Source organism: Desulfovibrio sp. JC022, from assembly GCF_010470665.1.
Classification (GTDB): Bacteria; Desulfobacterota; Desulfovibrionia; order Desulfovibrionales; family Desulfovibrionaceae; genus Maridesulfovibrio.
The window spans coordinates 284,416-301,230 of record NZ_VOPZ01000001.1 but is presented as its reverse complement, the minus strand read 5'-3'; the positions used below and the strand labels follow the sequence as shown (position 1 = coordinate 301,230).

The 16,815-nt window shown below is 47.1% G+C and carries 17 protein-coding genes and 1 pseudogene; 6 read left to right on the top strand and 12 right to left on the bottom strand.

Annotated features, from left to right (window positions below; translation table 11 throughout):
- Window positions 1-3: 3 nt before the first annotated feature.
- A complete protein-coding gene (locus FMS18_RS01270) occupies window positions 4-1,359 on the top strand; it encodes a TolC family protein (RefSeq protein WP_163291922.1) in 1,356 nt (451 codons plus the stop codon).
- 75 nt (window positions 1,360-1,434) lie between these two features.
- The gene (locus FMS18_RS01265) at window positions 1,435-2,181 is read left to right on the top strand and encodes an ABC transporter substrate-binding protein (protein WP_163291921.1); all 747 of its coding nucleotides are present in this window, start codon (window positions 1,435-1,437) and stop codon (window positions 2,179-2,181) included.
- Between the two features lie 6 nt (window positions 2,182-2,187).
- Here the strand turns inward: FMS18_RS01265 and FMS18_RS01260 are convergent, their stop codons facing one another.
- Window positions 2,188-2,904, bottom strand: a complete 717-nt coding sequence (locus FMS18_RS01260; RefSeq protein ID WP_163291920.1) for a bifunctional 2-polyprenyl-6-hydroxyphenol methylase/3-demethylubiquinol 3-O-methyltransferase UbiG — start codon at window positions 2,902-2,904, stop codon at window positions 2,188-2,190.
- Between the two features lie 175 nt (window positions 2,905-3,079).
- On the opposite strand from FMS18_RS01260, the gene FMS18_RS01255 reads away from it, so the two are divergent.
- Window positions 3,080-3,859: a hypothetical protein gene (locus FMS18_RS01255; protein WP_163291919.1), complete on the top strand. Its 780-nt coding sequence runs from the start codon at window positions 3,080-3,082 to the stop codon at window positions 3,857-3,859.
- Window positions 3,860-3,892: 33 nt separating this feature from the next.
- Here FMS18_RS01255 and FMS18_RS01250 read toward each other — a convergent pair whose 3' ends face one another.
- Complete coding sequence (locus FMS18_RS01250; protein WP_163291918.1) at window positions 3,893-4,240, bottom strand: helix-turn-helix transcriptional regulator; 348 nt, start codon at window positions 4,238-4,240, stop codon at window positions 3,893-3,895.
- A gap of 96 nt (window positions 4,241-4,336) precedes the next feature.
- Here FMS18_RS01250 and FMS18_RS01245 point away from each other — a divergent pair, with 96 nt between their 5' ends.
- Window positions 4,337-4,543, top strand: a complete 207-nt coding sequence (locus tag FMS18_RS01245) for a hypothetical protein (protein WP_163291917.1) — start codon at window positions 4,337-4,339, stop codon at window positions 4,541-4,543.
- Between the two features lie 138 nt (window positions 4,544-4,681).
- Here the strand turns inward: FMS18_RS01245 and FMS18_RS01240 are convergent, their stop codons facing one another.
- From FMS18_RS01240 to FMS18_RS01210, 6 genes are all read right to left on the bottom strand, one after another.
- On the bottom strand, window positions 4,682-5,533 hold the full coding sequence (locus FMS18_RS01240; protein ID WP_163291916.1) for a uridine kinase: 852 nt from the start codon (window positions 5,531-5,533) through the stop codon (window positions 4,682-4,684).
- Between the two features lie 70 nt (window positions 5,534-5,603).
- Complete coding sequence (locus FMS18_RS01235; protein ID WP_163291915.1) at window positions 5,604-6,797, bottom strand: putative sulfate/molybdate transporter; 1,194 nt, start codon at window positions 6,795-6,797, stop codon at window positions 5,604-5,606.
- A 184-nt stretch (window positions 6,798-6,981) separates the two neighbouring features.
- Window positions 6,982-7,701 carry a thioredoxin-dependent peroxiredoxin gene (prxU, locus tag FMS18_RS20615; RefSeq protein ID WP_239060915.1) on the bottom strand — a complete coding sequence of 240 codons (720 nt, stop codon included), beginning with the start codon at window positions 7,699-7,701 and terminating at the stop codon, window positions 6,982-6,984.
- Between the two features lie 133 nt (window positions 7,702-7,834).
- Window positions 7,835-8,716: a hypothetical protein gene (locus FMS18_RS01220; protein ID WP_163291913.1), complete on the bottom strand. Its 882-nt coding sequence runs from the start codon at window positions 8,714-8,716 to the stop codon at window positions 7,835-7,837.
- Window positions 8,717-8,842: 126 nt separating this feature from the next.
- Window positions 8,843-9,118, bottom strand: coding sequence for a hypothetical protein (locus FMS18_RS01215; RefSeq protein ID WP_163291912.1), 276 nt, complete (start codon window positions 9,116-9,118; stop codon window positions 8,843-8,845).
- A 67-nt stretch (window positions 9,119-9,185) separates the two neighbouring features.
- Complete coding sequence (locus tag FMS18_RS01210; RefSeq protein WP_163291911.1) at window positions 9,186-9,659, bottom strand: methylglyoxal synthase; 474 nt, start codon at window positions 9,657-9,659, stop codon at window positions 9,186-9,188.
- Window positions 9,660-9,843: 184 nt separating this feature from the next.
- On the opposite strand from FMS18_RS01210, the gene FMS18_RS01205 reads away from it, so the two are divergent.
- On the top strand, window positions 9,844-10,824 hold the full coding sequence (locus FMS18_RS01205; protein WP_203544480.1) for an AEC family transporter: 981 nt from the start codon (window positions 9,844-9,846) through the stop codon (window positions 10,822-10,824).
- 56 nt (window positions 10,825-10,880) lie between these two features.
- Here the strand turns inward: FMS18_RS01205 and FMS18_RS01200 are convergent.
- Window positions 10,881-11,189: pseudogene (locus FMS18_RS01200) on the bottom strand (Spx/MgsR family RNA polymerase-binding regulatory protein); the annotation flags it as partial.
- 132 nt (window positions 11,190-11,321) lie between these two features.
- Window positions 11,322-12,062 (bottom strand): hypothetical protein, encoded by a 741-nt coding sequence (locus FMS18_RS01195; protein ID WP_163291909.1) that lies wholly within the window; start codon window positions 12,060-12,062, stop codon window positions 11,322-11,324.
- Window positions 12,063-12,144: 82 nt separating this feature from the next.
- Between FMS18_RS01195 and FMS18_RS01190 the strand changes: the two genes are divergently transcribed.
- The gene (locus FMS18_RS01190; protein WP_163291908.1) at window positions 12,145-13,791 is read left to right on the top strand and encodes a glycosyltransferase; all 1,647 of its coding nucleotides are present in this window, start codon (window positions 12,145-12,147) and stop codon (window positions 13,789-13,791) included.
- 55 nt (window positions 13,792-13,846) lie between these two features.
- Here FMS18_RS01190 and FMS18_RS01185 read toward each other — a convergent pair whose 3' ends face one another.
- Together FMS18_RS01185 and FMS18_RS01180 are read right to left on the bottom strand one after the other, a co-directional pair.
- Window positions 13,847-15,844 (bottom strand): methyl-accepting chemotaxis protein, encoded by a 1,998-nt coding sequence (locus FMS18_RS01185; RefSeq protein WP_163291907.1) that lies wholly within the window; start codon window positions 15,842-15,844, stop codon window positions 13,847-13,849.
- Between the two features lie 266 nt (window positions 15,845-16,110).
- Window positions 16,111-16,731 carry a flavodoxin family protein gene (locus tag FMS18_RS01180; protein WP_163291906.1) on the bottom strand — a complete coding sequence of 207 codons (621 nt, stop codon included), beginning with the start codon at window positions 16,729-16,731 and terminating at the stop codon, window positions 16,111-16,113.
- Window positions 16,732-16,815: the final 84 nt, after the last annotated feature.

Below are 16,815 nucleotides of genomic sequence, written 5' to 3'. Positions count from 1 at the left end.
ATTATGCGCACCAACTTAAAAATATTACTGTTGAGCATAGTGGCCCTGTTGGCACTCTGCGGCTGCAAAAGAAATTACTCACACTCAGAAGCGACTACCGGAACTGACAGCACCAAGACAGCCGGCCCGGACAAATGGGCTGGATCTGTTATGGACAGCGGCACAGTCAAAGACGGTTGGATCCACGATTTCAAAGATGCACAGCTCGATATGCTGGTAGCCGAAGCCATGAAAAACAATCCTAACCTGCAAGCTTCTGCTGCTAAAGTTGATCAGGCCAATGCCCTTGCCAAGCAGGCTGGGGCGGCCCTGTTGCCTACTGTCGGACTGGGCGGTCAGCTGGCCGGGACTACCGCGGGAGGCACAGCTAGACCACAAGGAGCAGGGCTTGGTATTTCATGGGAAGCTGATGTCTGGGGCAGGCTTGGACTTGGCGAACGATCCGCCGAAGAATCTGCCAAGGCAGTGCAAGCGGATTATGAATTCGGACGCCAATCACTTGCCGCCGCCACAGCCCGCAACTGGTTCCTACTTAATGAAATCGAAGTGCAACAGGATTTCCTGAAATCCATTGTTGATATTCTGGAAAAAATGAACACCATTGAAAGCCGGAAACAAAAAGTGGGCAAGGTTTCCATGATGGAAGTGCATCAGGTCCATGCCCAGCTAGCCTCTGCAAAGGACACGGCAACCAAAGCAGAACAGGCCAGAGAAGAAGCCGCACGCAGCCTTGAAACCCTTATCGGACGTTATCCTTCGAACAAGCTCAAAGGAGCGGATAAACTTGCGGCAACACCCCCACCTATTCCTGTGGGCCAGCCTTCTTCCATCCTTGAAAGAAGACCGGACATAATTGCTGCTGAAGACCGCGTTGCTGCTGCCTTTTATGCGCAAAAAGGAGCAGAACTGCTGCATCTGCCCCGCTTTACTTTTGGCGGCGGCGGCGGAATCAATGCTCTGGGTGACGCCATTGCAGGACTGACTGCTGGACTTTTTGCTCCACTCTACACCGGCGGTGAAATCGAGGCTGAGGTAGAACAAGCCACGGCAGTACAAAAAGAGGCCATTGCCAATTACGCATCCGCAGCCCTAAATGCTTTTAAGGAAGTGGAAAACGGGCTGGCCGGGGAAAAGCTTCTCAAGGAGCGCGAAGCATACCTTGCCCAAGCTGCCGCGGACAACAAAAAGACCTTCGAGCTGGCCCAGATTCAATACAAGGTTGGAAAGATCGACCTTTTTGAACTGCTCAGCCACCAGACCCGCTGGATAGGTTCTGAAATGTCCCTGCTGAACGTCCGGCGCGAACGCCTGGATAACAGGATCAACCTGCATCTGGCCCTTGGCGGAAGTTTTGAATGATGTATATATCAGGCAGGACCTTGAGTTTACGAGGTCCTGCTTTCTTTTTTTATTTAAATTAAGTACTAAATCCCAATGAAGCAAATACTCACAATTCTACTGGTCATACTCTTCAGCACAGGAACTTCATGCTTTGCACAGGAAGTAATCGTTCCGCTTAATCATTATCCACCGTGGCGAATCATAAACAACAGACAAATCAGCGGAATCAACATTGAATTGACTGATGCCCTACTGCAAAAAATAAATTTAAAAGCAACATACGTTGTCCGCCCATGGAAGAGAGCGCAATGGATGATGAAGAAAGGGACGGCTGATTTGATGAGCGGCCTACTCAACCACAATGAACGCAAAGAATACATGGAATTTCTTGAACCGCCCTACAAGACTGAAAGCTCCAAAGCTTTTTACATCCTGAAAGGGAGTACAACAAAAATAACCTGCTATGAGGACTTATATAGGTACAGAATAGGAGTAACTCTTGGAACAAAATTTTTCCCAAAATTTGACCATGATGCAGAATTAAAAAAAGACATGGGGAAGGATGCGTCCAATAATTTCCAAAAACTCGAAGCAGGCCGCATAGATACGTTTATCCTTACAGAAACAGTTGGGGATTACCTGATTCACAAGCTCGGATATCAGGATAAAGTGAAAAAAGCTGACTACGTATACAGTAAACCGCTTGCCGTTTACTTTGCAGTATCTAAAAAATCCCCACTGGCCGAGCGTGTCCCGGAACTTAACACGGTCCTGAAGAAAATGGTTGAATCCGGGGAAATGAAAAAAACAATAGATCGTTTTTTGACCAACCTTAACTAAGATTTACTACCCTCGATAAGCAATCAACTCTTTGGAAAAACCCAGCACCCGATTACAAAACACCCCGTCCGCACAGGGGAAAAGAGTGCGCATCTGTACTTCATCAAGCAAATTAAAATCCGGAGACGTGCGCTTGATCCAGTATTTTAAAATCATCTCCAACCGGGCCACATGCAATGCTCTTGATTTCGGGTAGGAGTAGAAAGTCGGCAGCCATGAATGGGACTCCAACGGGAAATCAATGCACGGGGTCTGCACAAAATACTTTTTCGCCACCCGCTCTATGTCAGCCGCAAAATCCTTCTGCACTTCAAAAGCCTTTTCATAAAAATCGTCAGCCGTATAATCCCAAATTTCAGACTTAGGTAAAGTCACATGTTCAATCACGCTATTACAAAAAATTGTATCAAACCGGTCATCAACAATATGCTCAAAACTATTCTCACGCAGTTGGTATGTTTCAAAGCCCCTACTCTCAGCCTTTAGCAGGTCTTGGGAAGAAATGTCCGCGATAACTACCCGCAAACCATACTTCTGCACCAAATCAAAATTATCATAAAAAAAAGATCCGCTTCCCCCGCCAAGATCAAGGACGACCTTGCCCGGTTCCGGTTTGACCAGATCAAGAAACTGGATAAACCGTTTTCTTTTCCAGCCCCTGGAAATATGCTGGTAAAATCTTGATGCATTGCCGCGCACGATTTTCTTGAATCCACTCATCATCGAACCTGCTGTTTAAACTAGACGACTTTCAATATACACAGCTGAAAGCTTGCCCCATTTATAACGGAAAAGCCAGAATAGATAAATTTTGTGCCGTTTCAACAGCAGAGCAGGCTTGGTTGACTTGCACGATGATGGATGGGATGGGTGACTTCTATTCAAAAGGAGAAACTGAATGCGCATCTATATGGGCTTTGATGATACTGATGATAAAAACGCCACCATGGGAACCGGACGATTGGTCCGTGAATTCGTTTACGGGCTGGACAGCGATTGCCATGTGATCGGCGTTGTTCGTCACCAGCTTCCAAGACTGCAAAATATTCCGTATACCTCCAACAACAGCTCAGCCTGCGCCATCATTGAGATTTCCCCGGACAGCAACCTTGACTACCTGCGCACACAGGCCACTGAACACCTGCATAAATACTGCGCCCCCGGTAGTGATCCGGGACTGTGCCTTGCCCGCGAGGACGAAGTAAACAGTGAAATTCTGGAATTCTCCAAAACCGTCACCGGACGCCGGAAGACCCAGCAAGACGCCATGCACGCAGCCCGCAAGATTGAACTCTACGGGCTGGGCGGAACCAATGACGGCATTATCGGGGCCACCGCCGCCGTGGGACTGACTGTTTACGGCTGGTGCGGACGCTTTATTGAATACGGACGGTTGCGCGATCTCGGCAGCAACCTGCATGTTCAAGATCTGCATAAAGCCGGAATCGACGTAATTTCCACAGACCGCGATCCGCTGGTCCCCCTGCCCGGAGATGAAATATGCAATGCCGCATGGATCAGGCCATCGCTTTGGGGCGGACGCCCGGTCTTGCAGGTCAAACGCATAGATTACGGTATCTGGGAACCCGCACACGGCAAGCGCAAAAAAGGCAACATGCAGCCGGGATCACAGAACAGAGCGACTGTCGAGTCCGGCAAATTCACAGATATGAATTAGATACGATAATAGATTTTACAGACCTACCCGGCCCTACAGCCCTGCCCGGTAACGGGTAATAAAATTCTCCAGCGCGTCACGTTGGCGTTCCATGTGGATTATCCACGCTTCCAGAATTTCCAGACCTTCCGGGGTGACGGAATAAACCCGCTTTGCCGGGCCGTCGCCCTCAGCATCCCACTTTGATTCCACCAGACCTTCCTCATCCATCTGGCGCAGATGGCGGTAGATCATGCCCGGAGGAGCCTCTCCACGCAGAAAGCCGTACCCGCTAATTGTCTGAATTAATTCATATCCGTACGAAGACCCTGATTTTAATGCCATCAATAATGATGGTTGAATATACCTTTGTGGCTTACCGCCGCCTGCTTTTTTCGACATTTCACACCTGTTCTTCTTGACTATATGTTCTTAGAGGATATATATCTAGTATAGACGAATATCCGTAAAGACACAACAAACCGCAGAGGAGGCTTTATGAAAATTTTCGTAAGGGAAAGAGTTAAGGCCACAGATGGCGACAAGAGACCCCGTTACCGCGTAGTCGGCGTACAGGGTGAAGGTCTGACCATGAAAGTTAAGCGCATCCGCAAGTGTGAGCTTAAGGAAATTGCCAAGCACACCGGAGCTGAAATCGTTTATCTAGAACGTGACGGCAAGGGAAGCGAAGGCAAGAGAGGCTAAAAAAACGGGGAGCAGTAATAAAACTGTTCCCCGTTTTTAAGTTATACAGATTTAAAGCTAATAGGGATTCCAAAGGGGCTTAGTCCCTTTGACCGTCGGAGACGAAATCACCTATCAAAACGCGAAGCGTATCAAAATTTAATCTTTATAAACAATGGTTCCCACATGTTCCCCGCGCAATGCGGCATGTACGGATTCAGGATCACGCAGCACATCGATAATCTGGAACTGCTTGAGGGTCTTGGCATTCTTGAGAAAGGTCAGCACGGCCCGCTCGACAATCAGATCATCAAGATCCATTTCAATCAATTCTTCAACGTGAATACGATCGTAAAATTTGAGGGTTTCACGGTCCTTGGCCTTTTTGGGATCATCCTCGTAAAGCCCCTTTTCATCCTTCAGGTAAATAACAGACTTGGCACCGATATTTTCAGCCAGCAGAAACGCCCCTGAGTCAGTACGATGAGGAGGAATGGAGCCGACTTCAGCCGGATGCTCAAAAAAACCGTAAGGAGGAATCCCGGTGGTGATAGGCAGGTAACCGAGCTGGCAATACATGTTCAGCTGTTCCAGATGGTCGCCATGACCGATCTTAACACCGCCACGTTTAGCCAGCAGAACGGAAAGCATTTCCGCGTTCTGCCAGGAAACCTTATCCCCCAGTTTTGAAAGAACACCGGTAGGCATGCCCAGATCAACGCCGATGTTATAGACGTGACGGGCGCGGGTTCCCCCCCCGGTCATGAGCAGGATTTTGTGCTCTTCCTTGGCTTTGACCAATTCATCCAGAATAGGCAGCAAGGCATTGGCCCCACGGTCCATAATGGACTGACCGCCGATCTTGAGCACATTGACATCCGGCTGCATGTGAAAATACTTATCAGCCTCGGTATCGCGCAGGCAGTCCTTGCCCACGAGAGATTCACCCAGCAGCTTGGTTTCTATATGCAGGCGGCCCTTTTCGCCTTCTTCCTTAACTAATTTACCCATAAGAACCTCCGTTTTAGCAGTATTGTCATCCTTGAGGATTGCGAGATGACCAAGTGTAAACCATTCACAGCTATTGTGACACCTTAATTCTTGAAAAAATAACACTTAGCAAAATTCCGGCCCCGAAAGCCCATGCGAGATTTGAGAGTAATGTAATAACGAGCATGACAACAATCACAGCCTGAGCAGTTCTAGTAGTCATATCGCGCATGGCCAGCACCAGCTGTACCCCGGCAAAAACCAGCAACACACCAAGCACACCCATGGGGATAAGCTGTAAAACCTTAACTGACTGCGCTCCGAAACCGATTGCCAGCAGAACAAACAAAACTCCGATAATCAGATTGGAACCGCAGGTCCGGGCCCCGAAACGGTAATGGGCGGCAAGTCCCCCTGCACCGTGGCAGAGCGGCATTCCGCCTACCAGCGCGGCAAAACCATTCGCAATACCCATACTGATGCACAAAGCCCGATTCGTCACCCTGCGGCTTTCGCTGCCAAAATATTCATGGCTCAAATCACGATTGGCAATGACCGCATTCCCCAGAGTCATGGGAATCTGAGGCAGCACCAAAGCAAGCAAGGCAAAAGAAAAATCATCAGCAGTAGGAAAACCGAAAGGCATAAACTGCGGCAGATGGAATCCAAAACTAAGATCAGCAAGTCCCTGCCATGCTCCAAGCAAGCCGCCAAGAACCGCGCCGCAACCTACGACAACCAGTCCGGCAGGCATCCGCTTGCTGTTGATCAATTTTAAAGTGACTAACCCGAAAACAACTCCGAACAACGCACTGAGCGGAATCGGCCCCAAGGACTGAAAATCAAGAAAAGGTTCAACCTTACCCTGCGCAGCCTGTAGAGTACTGGTCCCGGCGGCTAGATAGATACCTTTTAAAAGCAGCAGCATCCCGGTGGAAACCTGTACCCCGCGGATAACAGGTAGGGGGATAAGCTGAGCGGCCCGCTTAACCAGTCCGCTGGCACCGAGAAAAAACATAAGCACGGCGATTATGTACCCGGCCCCTGTTATAACCATGGGACTGAGCGACTGGGCAATGGCATAGGCCGAAACAACCTTCATGGGCTGCACAGCAATGGGTACACGGTAATACATCCCACCGATAAGATAGAACAACCCCACTGAAAGAAAAAGTCCGGTAGCAGAAAGCCCGTTGACCATGATCATGGCAAAGGCCAATGGTAACAAGGCCCCAAGGTCACCTACGGCTCCGGCCCACTCCATCCTGTTGAAACTGATACGCACGGCAACTCCTATTCATGTCAGCTGATTAACTATTACTGTATTATGTAATAAATTCACAACGATTTTAAAAGCTGACAGCGCTGATATAATTACATTCTTGCACTTTTTTCCATATACAGGACTAAAAAATCCCGGTCAGCTTTACGCCAACCGGGATAATTTAAAACAAAATCAGGTCATGGAATTAATCACAGGCCATATCCACTTTCCATTCTTCCCAAACCTTACCCACGAGATCCGGGCCGGGCTTCAGGACTTTCTTACCGGGTTTCCAGCCGGAGGGGCAAACCTCGGCAGCACCGGTCTTTCTCACGTGCTGATATGCCTGAATCTGACGCAGGGTTTCAGAAACATTACGCCCTACAGGCGGGGTCAGCACTTCGTAACCGACGATAACACCGTCAGGATCAATGAGAAAACGACCGCGGACATCCACACCGCCATCCTCATCGTACACGCCGTACATCTGCCCCACTTTACCGCCACCATCGGAAAGCATGGGAAAAGGAACCCTGCCTGCAGTGATCATCTTGGAAAGCTCATCCTCTTCCCACATTTTATGGACAAACATGCTGTCGGTACTCATGGAGAGAACCTGAACGCCAAGAGCTTCAAACTCGGAATGTTTTTCGGCGACCGCCGAAATTTCGGTAGCTCAGACAAAGGTAAAATCACCGGGATAAAAACAAAGCACTACCCACTGGCCCAGATAATCAGAAAGTTTAACTTCTTTAAATCCGCCATCCTGATAAGCACCTGCGGTGAAATCAGGAGCTTTCTGCCCAGCTTTAATCATGATTCCTGCTCCTTTGGTGGTTTCGGAGGTTACACTTTCAATTTCCGGCTGCGCTTCTTCGGCTTTTTGCCCGACAGGTATTGAGCAGCCTGCTTGTGCATTACTCATATTAAATTCCTCCATTTGATCTTAAGCTCCTTTGTATCACCCCTCACTATCAGTAGGAAGTATTTTTATCAAAAAAGCTGATATCTATAAAAACAAAAACACAAAGTAGTATTAAGGGGCAGCCCATAACCATTCAATCAACTGGAGTTGTCTTTATTTTAAGGAAAAACTTCTTATATTCATCATCTACCCCTTTAATGAAGGGGTTCTTTATCTTATAAAAATTAACATTTCTAAAATCACTGAATTTAAGACTAGATTCATATTTTTCCTCCCATAAACGCAGGAGCGAACCATCATTATATGCCAGCACCAACCCTTCATAGACTCTGCGCGCTGCCAATTTGCCCCTTTTATTCGTAAAAAAGAAACGCGGTAGAGGATAATAAAATCCTACTTTTTTATTCAGACGCAGACCATTCAAACTTTGATTTGCCTTATACTCTTCTTCCACTTCATTTACACCGCGTGAAAAAAGATCAAACCTTCCTTTAGCAACCATCGGAAAAAGACTTTTATACTGTGCGACAACGACCACTTTAAAACCGGCTGCTTTCAAAATCTTACTATCAAGCCAGCCAAAGCCCTGTCCTATGCTGAATTCCTTAAGCTTACTAATAGAGTCCACCAAACTCAGTTCAGCATTCAATCTTTCAGAAACAAAGAACATCCTGTAGCCCACAATGCCAAGATCGACCGGGAAAGCCGCATACTTAAATTGTTTGCAGTGCTCCTCAGAAACGGAAAGTTTGAACATAGGATTTTCCAACTTCCCTTCCTGCAAAGCGGATATACTTCTGGAAAAGTTCATTACCGGACTTGGAACAAGTTCATAATCGCCCCAAGTATCTTTTGTTTTTTCCAAAGCAAGCTTCAATACGGCATTATCATAATCATACCGTTTATCTGAATTACTTTCGGGAGTACGGTAAGTAAAGACTGTAACTTTGGCATGGGCCATACTAGCAAACACAACAAACAAAACTAAAAAAGCAAAAACAATATTTTTTTTCATAAGGACATCCAATTTTTACATAATTTCACCTTCCTATTAGAAACTTTTTACACCTTCAAAGCAATATTAAAACAAAAAAAAAGCTGTCCCAAACAGGACAGCTTTCAAGAAAAACACATATTTAGTTTACCACGGCATGGGATCGAGCAGAATCACATCATCTGAATAATCATATTGATCAAATTGCTCCGAGAACCAATCGAAAAACTCAAAGTAAGGAAAAATTTTACGCCCGGCTTCAACCTTGTCCAAAGCCTCATCCCCCTCGATATCAATATCCTTGGAATCAAGAGCCATAATGGGCACCAAATCAGCTGGACAGACATAGGCCACTTTGCCGACTACATAGTAACGGATATCATATTTTTTGAAGGTAACCTTCTTCACATCACTCATACTCATAAACACCTCACGCTTGATCTCATTAAATTCAGCTGGTCATAAATCAAATGAGAACGACGCACAACCGCTAGATTTTACGCTGGGTGTAATCGCTGAAATCAGTTTCTTTACGCTGAAATTCACCTTCAAAAAAGGGTGATGAAATCAAAAATTCAGCTGTGGAACGGTTACTGGCAGTGGGGATATTGTAAAGCACAGCCAGACGAAGCAAAGCCTTAACATCAACATCGTGGGGCTGCGGCTGCATGGGATCCCAAAAGAAGATCAGCACGTCAATCTTACCTTCTGAAATCATGGCCCCAAGCTGCTGATCACCGCCCAGCGGGCCGGACTTCATTCTCTCAACCGGCTTGAAATCATAACCGTCATCTTTCTTCTGAGCCGACCTTTCCCTGATCATTTCCTCAACCAGACCACCGGTGGTTCCAGTGGCCACAAGATTATGCCGTGCAAGGATATTATGGTTGCAATCCACAAAATCAAGCAACTCTTTCTTGCAGTTATCGTGGGCAACTACAGCTATATTTTTCACGATACTCATGACAGTCATCCTCTTAATTTAAAGGTATTTATTTACGGAGATTATGACATGCTGAGAAGAGAATGTCACTTAGGCAAAGTTACAAGAATGCAACGAATTACTGACTATCTCTGATGCATCGCTTCAACTCTACATATTCCCTTTATAAAGACACACAATTAAATTACAGTCCCGGAAATCAACCTTGAGCAACCACTTACCAAGGACACTCATGAACCTATTCACCAGCCTCACGCAAGCAATCTTAAGCCTTGTTATAGTCTACATTTTAGCCCTTTACATGCGCCACCGCGAAATCCTCAAAGAAGAACATTCGCTCACTCTTGCCCGAATAGTTACGGAACTGTGTCTTCCGGCAGTTGTCTTTGTAAATCTTGCAGGAAACAACATTGAAATAAAACATCTGCAACCGGCATTCGTAATGCTCGGGGCAGAACTTTTTTGTATCGCTTTAGCATGGGCTGTGGGGACCGCATTGCGTCTCACCAAAGGGGAAACCGGAGCGGTTGTGTTCTGCTCAGCCTTCGGTTCATCCACTTTTTTAGGCTATGCCATCATCATGCAGCTATACCCCGACACTCCCCAAGCCATGACCGAAGCAGTACTTATCTCAGAAGTGGGGGTGGGCTACCCCATTTTCATCCTCGGCCCCATGTTGGCTGCATATTTCGGAAGCTCCGGGGTGACAGTACGGGACAACCTGAAATCATCACTGAGATTTTTTAAATCCCCGGTCTTTTTTGCCCTGATATTGGGCCTTATCTGGCAACCGCTGGGGCTGCCTGATGGAGAGAATGCATTCATTAAGCCCTTCTTTGAAGTCTGCGCAATACTAAGTCAGGCCCTTACTCCACTGGCAATTATCGCAGTAGGATTGATGTTCAAAATTCCAAACCTGCGACAATGCGTAATAACTTTAGGTGTTGTCATTGCCATCAAACTTTTTCTGAAACCGCTTATGCTTTCATCGGTTTCAGATATCATGGGATTTGAAAAGCTTTGGAAGGATGTACTGGTCCTTTTAGGAGCAATGCCCCCTGCTGTTCTGGGAGTTGTTTTCCTGCGCCGCTACGGCGGAAACGCTTCGCTGGCTTCGGCCCTGCTGCTGGCGGCAACAGTCTTGAGCTGTGTTTCAATTTTAGGAGTTTTCTGGTTCGCTGGATAAAAAAAGGGCTGCCATAATTCGGCAGCCCCACTAAACTCAATACAAAATCAAATAAATTAAAACCGTTCTTCCCATTCCTTAAGCTTGAAGCCGATAAGTACAAAATCATCAGCAACAAGGAGAGGCCTCTTAACCAGCATTCCGTCACCGGAAATGAGTTCGAACAGATCCCCATCAGACATGGAATCTATGGTCTCTTTCAGCCCCATTTCCTTGTATTTCTTGCCGTTGGTATTCACGAACTTCTTTTTATCCACTGCGGCTATCTTCTGCCATGCAAGAAATTCATCTTTAGTCGGGGTCTCTTTGACAATATGACGGATGGTGAATTCCACTCCCTTTTCCTCAAGCCAAGCCTTGGCTTTACGGGAGGAGGTTCAACTGGGGTAATGTACTAAAATCATGGTTACTTCATCTCCATCTGATAGTTGCGGGTAATTCAAATCACCAAACCTATCAATAACACGAATGAAAAACACTCACAATTATAGACAAAACTAGAAGGTACGAAAATCGCGGCAGGCTTCAAGCTCCTGTTTGAGCACAGCTTCATATTCATCACCGAGACGAGCAGCCATGTATTTGTGCTGGGCCTCGGCTGCTGTGGCAAGAAACCCTTCCACCTTTTTGGCTGTGCTGTGGTAGATATGGCGGATTGTTACCTGATGATCCACCACCACCGAAAATCCGGCCCTGTGCAAGGCCAGAGAATTCCAGACATCCACCCCGTAGCCGTAAATATTGCCCTCAAAATCCAATCCGCCGATTTGCTTTAAACATTCCATGGAAAAGAGCGGGGAAATGCCGTCAATGTAAGAAACAAGTGAATACTGCATCCCCGGCTTTTCAATCATCTGAGGGTGATAGGGACTACGATGGGTTGCCGGAGAATAAACCCCGATGGGACCGATTTTAGCATCCAGTTGTTCCAACCGTTTCCACGCCTTGAGAATATGCGGAGGTTTGGAACCGAACCAGATATCATTGTTCAGAAACCAAAGGTGGGTATAGCCGCGGCTCTCAAATTCCTTCAGACAATAATCCAGTGCCCCGGCCCAATATAAATTATCATCAAGCCTGCGCCACGCACCGGGAAAAGGCTCCGGGGCATGATTATCAAGAACAAAAAGATGTTCCGCCAATTTGGGATCGGAAAGCTCAAGCTGTTCTTTAACCCTTGAAGTCAGGGCCGGATCTCCATAATGCAGGATAACCACCGCCAAACGTCTGTCCGCCACAGCAAACTCCTTGCAATGCATGAGGATTAACTAGTAAAGGAACACTCTAGAAGTTATTAACAATTCCATCAAGGGCAGTATCATGGACACATTCTGGAACAGGCTTCCCCGTGAACTTGCGGAAAAATTTATTGTCGGGGGCGTGGGACGCACTCATTTAACAGGCATCGGCTATAAATGTATTGAGCTGAGCAAAAACGATCCTGCCAACCGTGATTTATACATCAAGCTGGCCTTTGAAACCCTGCTCTCCGCATGGTGCCATGATCCCCTGAACCTGCAAAGTGCAGAACTACAGCAAAATCTAATGGGACAGGCCGGACCGAGTTCGCCCATGGGCAAAATGCTGGCCCGCATTATTGAAGAATCCCGCAAAGACGATTTCAGCGCGCAGGAAAAAAGGCTTCACAGCCTGATCAGCCGGGAACGTTTTGAGCCGGCTGCTGAACTGCTGACCCAATTGCTGGGCGAGGCTCCTGATTCCCTTAACCTGCTGAAACTTTCTAAAGAGCTTTACGAAGCCACAGACGAAGAACCTTTCCTTAAAGCGGCCCTGCAATTGATGGAAAATATTGACTTCAGTGCCATGGAACCGCTGCACGATTTCCTTTCCGCCAATCTGCATTTCGGACAAGGAGAATACGAACAGGCGGCAGCATATTATGAAAAGTCTTACAACTCCGGTTCATTTCCCGAAGCCCTGCCCCGTCTGGGAGAGTGCATGCTGCGCAGAGGGTATCGCGACGAAGCCATCAGGCTCTACCGGCAGGATGCCGAAGCACGCCCTTGGCGGATAAACACCCTGCTGCGCACTTTCGACCTGATAAGCGAAACCGATCTGCAAAATAGCTTTCCTCCGGGAAAAGTGGCTATTCTTATTTACAGCTACAACAAAGCAGATGAACTGGACGCCACCCTCGAGGCAGTATTCGAAACCAAGTACGAAAACGCATTTCTGGCTGTGCTGGATAATGGCAGCAGTGACGGAACTTCGTCAGTCATCGATAAATGGGAAGCTGTTGCAAAAGGGCGCGCAGACCTGCCCATGGTAAGGTTCGACCTGCATGTGAATATAGGTGCACCAGCGGCCCGCAACTGGCTGCTGTTTCATCCTAAAATTGCAGAAGCGGACTTTGCCGCCTTTCTTGATGATGACGCCCTGCCTCCGCAGGACTGGCTGCTCAAACTGGGGGCGGCTATCAAAAGATATCCTCATGCCGGGGTCTGGGGCTGCAAGGTTGTGGACGCGCCAAATCCGCGCAAGTTGCAAAGCATAGACCTGCACATCAAAAATGAAAGCAGTCAGGACGGTCCCAGACTACGCACCACAGACATCCAGCTCCAGACCATGGATTATGGACAATTTGATTATATGCGACCCTGTGGATCTGTAACAGGATGCTGCCACATCATGCGTATTGCCGACCTTGAAAAAACAGGCGGATTCGATATCCGCTTCTCCCCCTCCCAGTTCGATGACCTTGACCGAGATTTAAGACTCTGCCTGCAAAAAAAAGCTCCTGTCTATCAGGGTCATTTGCGGGTAAGGCACCTTAAACGCACCGGAAGTGTCGGAGCCACGAGCAAGAAGGCAGCAGCCATACAAATCGGCAATCTGGCCCGGCTGGATATGAAATATTCCGCCCTTGAAGCCCGCGATATCAATAGTGCTGATTTTGAAGCTACTCTTTCCGATGTATTGGAAAAGATCAAAATATTAAGCAATTAAAAAGGTCTCCGAAAACAATTCCGAAGACCTTTTTTAGATTATCTGAAATCAAACTTTAGAACTTTTCAAAGTCACTGTCATCAGCTTCCATATCCAGACTGAGACCACCCATATCTGAAGATTCGGATTTTACAGGCCTGGGAGCAGGCCTGGCCGGAGCAGCAGGGACTGCTGCGACAGGAGTGGACCGAACATTACTGACAGGCAATGCTTTGGGCTGTGAATACGCTGAGCTTCCGTAACCGCTGACCTTGAAGAATGACATGGTATTTTCCAGCAATGCACTCTGAGAGGACAGTTCTTCACTGGTGGAGGCCATTTCCTCGGAAGCGGAAGCATTCTGCTGAATCACTGAATCGAGCTGGGTAATGGCCTTGCTGATCTGTTCCGCACCGGAATTCTGCTCAGTGCTGGCGGAAGAAATCTCCTGTACCAGCTCTGCGGTTTTCTGGATATTGGGAACCAGATTATCAAGCATATCCCCGGCCTTTTCCGCCACCGAAACCGTGGAAGTGGAAAGCTCGCTGATTTCTCCGGCGGCATTACCGCTTCGCTCAGCCAGTTTGCGTACTTCAGCTGCAACAACGGCAAATCCTTTACCGTGTTCACCGGCGCGGGCGGCCTCAATAGCGGCGTTAAGGGCCAGAAGGTTAGTCTGGCGGGCGATTTCTTCAATGATGGATATCTTTTCGGCAATATTCTTCATTGCTGTCACCGCTTCTGAAACAGCACTACCACTCTCTTGAGCATCTGACGCAGATTTAAGGGCTATGTCCTCAGTAGTCTGGGCATTGAGGGTATTCTGTTTGATATTACTGGCCATCTCCTCAATAGAGGCGGAAACCTCCTCAATGGAAGCAGCCTGTTCAGTAGCCCCTTGAGAAAGACCTTCAGCAGAAGCTGAAAGTTCAGTACTTCCGGAAGCAACATTACCGGCTCCGGCACGTACATCCGAGACCACCTGAGTAAGCTGCGCAGCCATATTACGCATATTTCCATAAACACCTATGGCAGGCTCAACGAATTTAAGATCCAGATCACCACCGGCAATACGCTGGGCCACTTCGGCAATTTCAGCCGGATCGCTACCAAGCTGCCTGTTCACGGTCCTGATGATGAATCCGGCAGTAAGAACACCCACGACAAGGGCAATTACGCTGATCATTACCGCCATCATAATAGCCTGATCATTAGCAGCCTGAAGCTTAGGTCCAAGCACATCCTGATCTGCCATGACAGAAAGTTTCACGTCTTCAACATTCCTAGCGATTGAAGGTCCGATCTTATCAAGATGATTTGCGATTACATCATTGCGGGTAAAAATAACCTTGGTCAGACCGCTGAAGGCAGTCACGTACTTACCTTTCAGGTCAATAATTTCCGCAAGCAAGCGACGTCTTTCAGGATTTTGCAGACTGCGGTCCAGATCTTCAAGAAGCTTATTAAAATCTTCCATCTCACTGTGAACTCTATCCACAGAAGCCTGCGCGTTGTCATCCAGAAATTTTATAACATAAAGTCTGGCCAATAGCAGGTTGCGCATGGCATGCCCGCTTAAAACTGCCGCATCCATATCGTTGTCCCGCTCTGCGGTTTCCAAAATGCGGGTCAACTTCTGCTCCATCAGCGGGCCGTTTGCATTAAGGACACCATTTACATAATTATTCCGCTCGACCCTAAATTTCTTAACTTTATCAAAATACTCACCATATTCCCTGACCTCTGCGTCAGCCTTTGCAATTAAGCTGGCACGTTCAGGTTTCTGAATCTCGCTAATAGCTTCGTCCATAAAACTACGCATTTTAGCAAAATAATCATCATACTGCTTAAGATCCTGATCGCTGCCGGTAATTATGAAATCCTTAACATTCATGCGCACCATAAGCATGTTGGCCTGTAGCCGCCCACTTAGATTTGTATCCCTTGCCAGCCCCCGGTATTGAGTAAAGCCTTCACTGGAATTTTCAAGTGCCCAAAAAGAAATCACCGCCAATACAAGCAGCAAACCAAGTACAGAACCAAAACCGAGCATCAATTTTGCCGACAACTTCATATAGTCCCCCAAAAGTAGTAAATAGAAACCAGCTTAAAAAGCCAAAAAAGCTAACCCATACTTTTTTAGAAATTTCATACTATATTAAATGTTGCTTAATTTGAAATAAAAATATGCTTTTTATTTATCACCTTCAAAACAGTTTAAGCATACTGCATTCTTAAGCAATCACTCACTCTCATCTATACACCTCTCTCCCCCCAAAAAAAAGACCGACTGAAAAAAACAGCCGGTCTGCAATTCGCAAAAAGGGTAAGCTACTTTTATTATCCTTCCCCATGTGCTGGGTCAGCCTTGGGAAAGGAGCCCAGATGGGGCTGAATAGCCTTGCCCAGCCAATCAATTGAGCGTCCGAGGTTCACCATATTTGCAATACCCTCAGCGTCTTCAAGCACTTCTCCCTTGTTCAGACCGTAGCCCATGTTCCAATAGGTAGCACCGGGAATAATCATACCGTTGATTTGGTAAAGATGGTTGATGGTATCAAATACATGCGTTGCACCGCCACGGCGAACCGCAACAACCGCCGCGCCGATTTTGCCCTCGAACTGACGGTCATTGGCAAGGGCCACAAAACCGGAACGGTCGATCAGGGCTTTGATCTCGGCAGTTACATCAGTGAAATATGTGGGGGAGCCGATGATAATAGCATCAGCACGGACCATCTTTTCGTAAACTTCATTAAACTTGTCATTATCAACGACACATTTGTTATCTTTATTTTCCCAGCACTTCATACAGGCCATGCAGCCACGTATTTTTTTTCCGCCCAGCTGGTACAATTCGGTTTCCCAACCTTCATTTTCCAGTGGTTCAAGAGTCTTTTTAAGCAGACATTCGGTATTTCCGCCCTTACGCGGGCTGCCGTTGATTGCAAGTACGTACATTGTTCTCTCCCTCTATTTGTTCTGAGTTAAGCAAATGGAATCCTGTTTAGCGAAGCCATTCTTATATACTATGAAAACACAAAA

Bases quoted from the DNA above. Each gene is read 5' to 3' on its own strand.
- FMS18_RS01245 (WP_163291917.1), top strand. From the start codon at position 4,337: ATGAAAATTTTCGTAAGGGAAAGAGTTAAGGCCACAGATGGCGACAAG.
- FMS18_RS01250 (WP_163291918.1), bottom strand. From the start codon at position 4,240: ATGTCGAAAAAAGCAGGCGGCGGTAAGCCACAAAGGTATATTCAACCA.
- FMS18_RS01220 (WP_163291913.1), bottom strand. From the start codon at position 8,716: ATGAAAAAAAATATTGTTTTTGCTTTTTTAGTTTTGTTTGTTGTGTTT.
- FMS18_RS01240 (WP_163291916.1), bottom strand. From the start codon at position 5,533: ATGGGTAAATTAGTTAAGGAAGAAGGCGAAAAGGGCCGCCTGCATATA.
- FMS18_RS01210 (WP_163291911.1), bottom strand. From the start codon at position 9,659: ATGAGTATCGTGAAAAATATAGCTGTAGTTGCCCACGATAACTGCAAG.
- FMS18_RS01190 (WP_163291908.1), top strand. From the start codon at position 12,145: ATGGACACATTCTGGAACAGGCTTCCCCGTGAACTTGCGGAAAAATTT.
- FMS18_RS01260 (WP_163291920.1), bottom strand. From the start codon at position 2,904: ATGATGAGTGGATTCAAGAAAATCGTGCGCGGCAATGCATCAAGATTT.
- FMS18_RS01255 (WP_163291919.1), top strand. From the start codon at position 3,080: ATGCGCATCTATATGGGCTTTGATGATACTGATGATAAAAACGCCACC.
- FMS18_RS01265 (WP_163291921.1), top strand. From the start codon at position 1,435: ATGAAGCAAATACTCACAATTCTACTGGTCATACTCTTCAGCACAGGA.
- FMS18_RS01180 (WP_163291906.1), bottom strand. From the start codon at position 16,731: ATGTACGTACTTGCAATCAACGGCAGCCCGCGTAAGGGCGGAAATACC.
- FMS18_RS01270 (WP_163291922.1), top strand. From the start codon at position 4: ATGCGCACCAACTTAAAAATATTACTGTTGAGCATAGTGGCCCTGTTG.
- FMS18_RS01185 (WP_163291907.1), bottom strand. From the start codon at position 15,844: ATGAAGTTGTCGGCAAAATTGATGCTCGGTTTTGGTTCTGTACTTGGT.
- FMS18_RS01215 (WP_163291912.1), bottom strand. From the start codon at position 9,118: ATGAGTATGAGTGATGTGAAGAAGGTTACCTTCAAAAAATATGATATC.